At 51.6% G+C, this 5,794-nt stretch carries 6 protein-coding genes; 2 read left to right on the top strand and 4 right to left on the bottom strand.

Annotated elements, in window-relative coordinates; genetic code table 11:
- Positions 1–76: 76 nt before the first annotated feature.
- The gene (locus ACTF5Z_RS11085; protein ID WP_438985688.1) at positions 77–1,654 is read right to left on the bottom strand and encodes a phytoene desaturase family protein; all 1,578 of its coding nucleotides are present in this window, start codon (positions 1,652–1,654) and stop codon (positions 77–79) included.
- 133 nt (positions 1,655–1,787) lie between these two features.
- Positions 1,788–2,702, bottom strand: coding sequence for a LysR family transcriptional regulator (locus ACTF5Z_RS11080; protein ID WP_438985687.1), 915 nt, complete (start codon positions 2,700–2,702; stop codon positions 1,788–1,790).
- Positions 2,703–2,813: 111 nt separating this feature from the next.
- On the opposite strand from ACTF5Z_RS11080, the gene ACTF5Z_RS11075 reads away from it, so the two are divergent.
- Together ACTF5Z_RS11075 and ACTF5Z_RS11070 are read left to right on the top strand one after the other, a co-directional pair.
- Positions 2,814–3,584, top strand: coding sequence for a class II aldolase/adducin family protein (locus ACTF5Z_RS11075; RefSeq protein ID WP_438985686.1), 771 nt, complete (start codon positions 2,814–2,816; stop codon positions 3,582–3,584).
- A gap of 8 nt (positions 3,585–3,592) precedes the next feature.
- Positions 3,593–4,510, top strand: a complete 918-nt coding sequence (locus tag ACTF5Z_RS11070) for a TauD/TfdA dioxygenase family protein (protein ID WP_438985685.1) — start codon at positions 3,593–3,595, stop codon at positions 4,508–4,510.
- A 41-nt stretch (positions 4,511–4,551) separates the two neighbouring features.
- Here ACTF5Z_RS11070 and ACTF5Z_RS11065 read toward each other — a convergent pair whose 3' ends face one another.
- Together ACTF5Z_RS11065 and ACTF5Z_RS11060 are read right to left on the bottom strand one after the other, a co-directional pair.
- Complete coding sequence (locus tag ACTF5Z_RS11065) at positions 4,552–5,448, bottom strand: sterol desaturase family protein (RefSeq protein ID WP_438985684.1); 897 nt, start codon at positions 5,446–5,448, stop codon at positions 4,552–4,554.
- A 40-nt stretch (positions 5,449–5,488) separates the two neighbouring features.
- Positions 5,489–5,794 (bottom strand): hypothetical protein (locus ACTF5Z_RS11060; RefSeq protein ID WP_438985683.1); only part of this gene is annotated, 306 nt, incomplete at its 5' end.

Here is a 5,794-nt window from a genome sequence, read left to right as displayed (position 1 = left end):
AAACGGGGCATTTGTAACACGGCATTAAAGGGGTTCACACATACCCTCGCTGGACCGTGTTGTGTCAGTTAATCGGTTAACCAATGATTGCCTGAGCAGCATTTTTGCCAGGAAGCCCCGTTACCCCGCCACCGGGATGCGCACCTGAACCGCAGTGATAAAGGCCACGAATAGGCCCACGGTAGTCGCCATAGTCAAAAACGGGGCGTGCCGCCCACAGCTGATCCAACGTCATGGCACCGTGAAAAATATCACCACCGGTCAACCCAAGCTCACGTTCTAAGTCCAAGGGAGATAACACTCTCATACCAAGAATTGATGCTTTGAAGTTAGGCGCATACGAGTTAACGACAGACAAGATTGCCTCTACCGCTTTGGGTTTTAGATCATCCCAGCTTTGCCCCGCACTCAGAGTCGGCGCAAACTGCTGACAAAATAAAGAGCACACATGCTGACCCGCGGGTGCCAGGGAATCATCCACTGTCGATGGAATGAGCATTTCAACAATGGGCTTGTTCGCCCAGCCCTGTTGCTTTGCATCCATAAAGGCATGATCCATGTACTCTAGCGTCGGAGCCATGATAATACCCGACTGATGATGCTCCTGCAGATCAGTGCCGGGCAAGCAGGTGAAATCGGGCAACTCGCTCAAGGCGACATTCAACCGAAAGGTGCCCGAGCCATAGCGCGTGGCAGCAATCTTTTGAGCAAAATCAGTGGGCACGTACTCGGGCGCTATTAGCTGTTGGTAAAGCAACTGGGGCGTGACGTTCGCAGCGACACTGTTGGCCTTTATCGGCTTCCCGTCTGCCAGCACGACACCCTTAACAGCTTTTCCCTCTACCACAACCCGGACGACTTCGGCCTCGGTTCGGATTTCCACTCCTTGCTCTAAACAGGCCTGTGCCATCGTTTGGGTGATCGCCCCCATGCCCCCGATTGCATGCCCCCAAGCGCCCTTTTCGCCATCCAACTCGCCAAATACGTGGTGCAGAAGCACGTAAGCAGAGCCGGGTGTATCGGGGCTGGCGTAATTGCCCACCACAGCATCGAACCCGAATACGGCTTTGATGTGTTCGTTTTCAAACCAGCCATCCAGAAATGAGCGAGCACTTTTGGTCATCAAGTCGTACAGATCGTTCTGAACCTCAAGATCGGCTCTAAGCACATCGCGCACCTGCCACGCCAATTTCAACAAAGCAGATAAACCGCCAGATATTTTTGGGGGCCTAGTCTCCGCCAACTGTCGAAGCACATCGGCTACAGCATCGATTCGCCGGTAATATTCGGGCAAACGTCTGGCATCGTGTTCCGACAGCTGAGCAAAGGCCACTTGGGTCCGCTCGAGCCCACCCCCGACTTTTAAATAGTGGTCTTGATCAATGGGCAAAAAATTAGCAACCGGTCGTTTGATGAATCTCAGACCATGCTCTTTCAACCCCATGTCGCGAATGACTTGTGGGTTTAATAAACTGACGGTGTAACTGGCCAAGGAATTGCGAAATCCCGGATGAAATTCTTCCGTGACGGCCGCACCACCGACGACAGAGCGCCGCTCCAGCACGACAACCCTGCGACCCGCTTTCGCCAAGTAAAAAGCGCAGACCAATCCGTTGTGGCCACCGCCGATGATTGCCGTATCGTATTCAGCCAAGACTCACCTCAAGCAATTAAGAAACACGTGGAAGCTTACTTAGATTTGCGATCGAATACCAAACAGAGCGCTCACTCTGCGGTACAAGAATTGCTCGAGGCCCTAAAACTAAGCCTTTTGCGCTCGTCGGATTTTACTTCCCAACAACTTCTAGTAACAACTCACGAAACCAGCTGTGCATGGGATCCTTCTCTAGTACCGAAGGCCAGACGAGCATTCGATTAATGGGCTCCAGTTTGCTCGGAAATGTCTCGATCGCAATATCGAAGCGACGGCTCAAGACAGAGGCTAGACCCATGGGTACCGTACACAACGCATCGGTGCTCTCGACGATCAACGCGGCCGCACTGAAGCTTGTTACAGTTGCCACAATGTCGCGCTTAATAGGTTGCGCAGGTAGCAAGGTATTAAGCCCATGGGGCGCGTGACGAGGCGCCTCCATAACAACGTGTTTTTCATTTAAAAAGCCCGTCAGAGTTAACCCGCCACACACTCGGGGGTGATGCGCCGAGCGCATGACCACGAGTGTTTCTTCACCCAGCACTTGATGACTCACGCCACTCCCCGAAGGAGGTGAACGATATAAGGCAAAGTCGTACTTTCCGTAGCGAAAATCCTGAGGTATACCCTGTTCCGATAAGGGGAAAACACTAACGGACACTGAGGGTGCTTCAGTTTGCAATCGCTGTAATAAGGGTGCTAGGTAAACCGTCTCAAAATAATCGCCCGCGACAACGCTAAAGCAACGCGAGCTGGTCTGAGGTGACTCAAACTTTGCAGCAAAGCTTTCACGCAGCTGGTTTAGTATCGGCGCGATATCCGCATACCACGCTTCGGCTTTGGGGGTAGGCACCATACCGTATTTCGTCCGCACAAACAGTTCGTCGTCTAGCATCACGCGTAGCCGCTGCAAAGCCGAACTCATGGCTGGCTGACTTAAACCCAGTTGCGCACCGGCAGCTGACAGCTGCCCAAACTCCATAATACCCTCGAAGACTGTGAGCAAGTTTAAATCGATACCTCTAAGGTTTTTGAATCGCTTATTCATCTTACAAAAATATCTAATTTTCTTATATCTTACTTCATACATATCGATTTTACGTATTTTTTATTTGAGGCTAGTATCGATCCGTCAGATCCAATAATAAGGAGAGCACAAATGGACAAATATTATGGCTTAAACCAATCAATGCTAGACCAATACGCACCTCGTCCGGGCGAGCGTGAGCTCATCCCGAATTTATCGGATAAGGCCAAAGTCGCCTTGATGTGCCGAATGCTATTCAAAGAAGGTTGGAACGAACACATCGCGGGCCACATCACCTACCGCCTAGCCAATGGCAATGTCCTTACAAACCCGTGGGAGTTAGCGTGGGATGAGCTGCGAGCGAGTGATATCGTGACGCTCGATCACGAGGGCAACATTCTCGACAGTCAATGGAACACCACCCCCGCCTTAGGCTTGCATTTACAACTTCACAATGCACGCCCCGATGTGAACGTTGTTATTCATAACCATGCACATTGGAGCGGCATTTGGGCGAACCTTCATGAGATTCCACCGGTATACGATCAGGCAGGCGCCTACTGCGGCAACGAACTGCCGCTGTACAACGAGTACCAAGGCACTTTTGAAGACTCAGGTAAAACGCAAAGTGCTGTCGAAGCACTGGGCGACGCCAAATGGGCTCTTTTAGCGAACCACGGCTCGCTGGTCGTTGGCCGAGATTTACGCCAGGCCCATCTTCGCGCCATCACCCTCGAGTGGCGTAGTAAACGTGCCTACGAGGTTCGTCTAGCCGGAGGCGGCCAGCCTATGCCAGAAAGCGTCATTGAAGCGCTTACCGTCAGCGACATCAATGGCTTCCCGTTCTGCTGGGAGGCAATGGCTCGCCGCGAACTTAGACTTGACCCCAGCATACTAGATTAGGAGATACTATGAGCCTGCAAGTTACCCCTCTGAACAATGTCGGTGTCGAAGTGTCTGGTTTCGATATCTGCGACCCCATTACACCTGAGCTCAACCGAGAACTGAACGACCTATGGAATGAGCACGCCATCTTGCTCTTTCGTAACCAAGACATCACGCCCGAGCGTCAAATCGAGTTTAGTCGAACCTTCGGCTCGCTAGCCTTGCATCCACTAAAGGCAACTCGGTCGGAGGCAAACCCCGAGCTGTTCGTGCTTGAGAACGGCGGTCCGAATGATCGCTTTCAAACGGCGCATTACAAAGGCGAAACTGTTGTAGGACGTCTAGACTGGCACATGGATTTGCACTACACCGGCCGTCCTAATCGGGGAGCATTACTAAGAGCGATAGAACTCCCCATCAGCGATGGTCTTACTGGCTTTGGCGACTTGGCTAAGGCTTACGATGCGCTGGATGACGACACCAAAGCACTGCTGGAAAAAATCGAACTCGCCTACGCCTTCTGTATGCAGCGTCGACACATGCGCTACGTCGATTTAGAGGGCTACGAGCCCGGCGAATTCAGTCCGAAAAAACCCTCTGACATGAACTTTCCTGACTTTCCGGATGTCGCTTACCCTGGCGCCTACGCCCACCCAATCAGTGGCCGCAAGATTCTGGGGGTTGTCGAGCAATTCCTAGACCGAGTTATCAAACCCCACGATGCAGGCTTGTGTAATGACGAAGCCATCGAGCTGCTCGAGCGCCTAGTCGCACACACCAAAAAGCCTGAATTCACCTACTTTCACGAATGGAAGCAGGGCGACATGGTGTTGTGGGACAATTGGCGTGCCATGCATTGCACAACAGGCACGGCACCCGGTGTGCGGCGATTGATCAATCGCACCACGATCGAGGGCGATGTGACCTTGGGGCGAGTGATTTAGGTCTATTTACAACCCCATGTCGCTCACCTGCGCTTACGAGCTCACAAAATCCGCGTCCGAAGCGTCTTTGACCGCTTATCCTGCCCATCGTGCGACCAGCCCGGTGCCATAAAGAGGTAGGCGAGTTTATAACGCAGAGATTTCGCTCTCCCCATATCAGCGGCAAGTTGCGAGTATTCCTCGAACGCTGCCGCCACTACCGTTTGTTTCGACAAGGGCCGCGTGACACCGTATCGTGGCGGGTGTTTTTCTGACTCCTCTGCAAAGGATCCAAATAACCTATCCCAAATGATCAACGTACCTCCGTGATTTCTGTCCAAATAACAGGGGTTTGAGGCGTGATGCACCCTGTGATGCGAAGGAGTATTGAATATAAATTCTAGAATAGGAGACAGTTTGCTCACACTCTGAGTGTGAAGCCAGAACTGATAAATCAAGCTAAAGCTTAGCATGCTCACAACCATGAGAGGATGAAAACCCAGCAAAGGTAGAGGCATCCAGAAGAAGTACTTTAGAACCCGCTCGCATACGCCTTGTCGAAGCGCCGTACCAAAATGATAGTGTTCACTATTATGATGAGGAACGTGGCCTGCCCAGAGAATACGAACCTCATGATTGAGTCGATGGTGCCAATAGTAAATAAAGTCATCCAGAAAAAAGAGGGTAATCCACCAATACCATGCTGTTGAAATAGTCCCTTTGAAAGGGGATGCTTGGTAGCAGACAAACATCAACATTAAAGCCAAAATTTTGGGGGCGACGTCAATCGCAACGGTAAGGATCATTACGCCCAGCGAGACTCGCAAATCACCGCTGTCATAAACCTTATGAGCTTGCCCTTTCGCCCAACGCCATTCGAGTAACAGGGCTATTAAAAAAACGGGGACAGCAATCATTACATAATCCGTCTCCAAAACTTTTATCACTTCATTCCACATTCCCAGGTCCTAGTGCCGTATCGGAATATAATAAAACACCTTACCGCGCCACATGGTCTATTGATAGACAATCAACGCCATCTCCTATTGGTCGAGCCAGTTCACTGAATGACAAAATAAAAAAAACCGCCAAAAGGCGGTTTTTGATGAATATGGTCGGGACGGCAGGGTGAACTGGGAATTCGAGCCGCAACGCGGTGAGCCAGTGAACGCCCGAAAGCTGTGCTTGAGGGCCGGCAATCATGCCGCACTCGGTGGTCCGGCATTGTGAAATTGGTCGGGACGGCAGGGTGAACTGGGAATTCGAGCCGCAACGCGGCGAGCCAGTGAACGCCCGAAAGCTATG

Origin of the sequence: Aequoribacter sp. (assembly GCF_965659035.1) — a bacterium.
Lineage (GTDB): Bacteria > Pseudomonadota > Gammaproteobacteria > Pseudomonadales > Halieaceae > Aequoribacter.
Note: the sequence above shows the minus strand (reverse complement) of the source record. Positions and strands in the feature narration are given on the sequence as shown.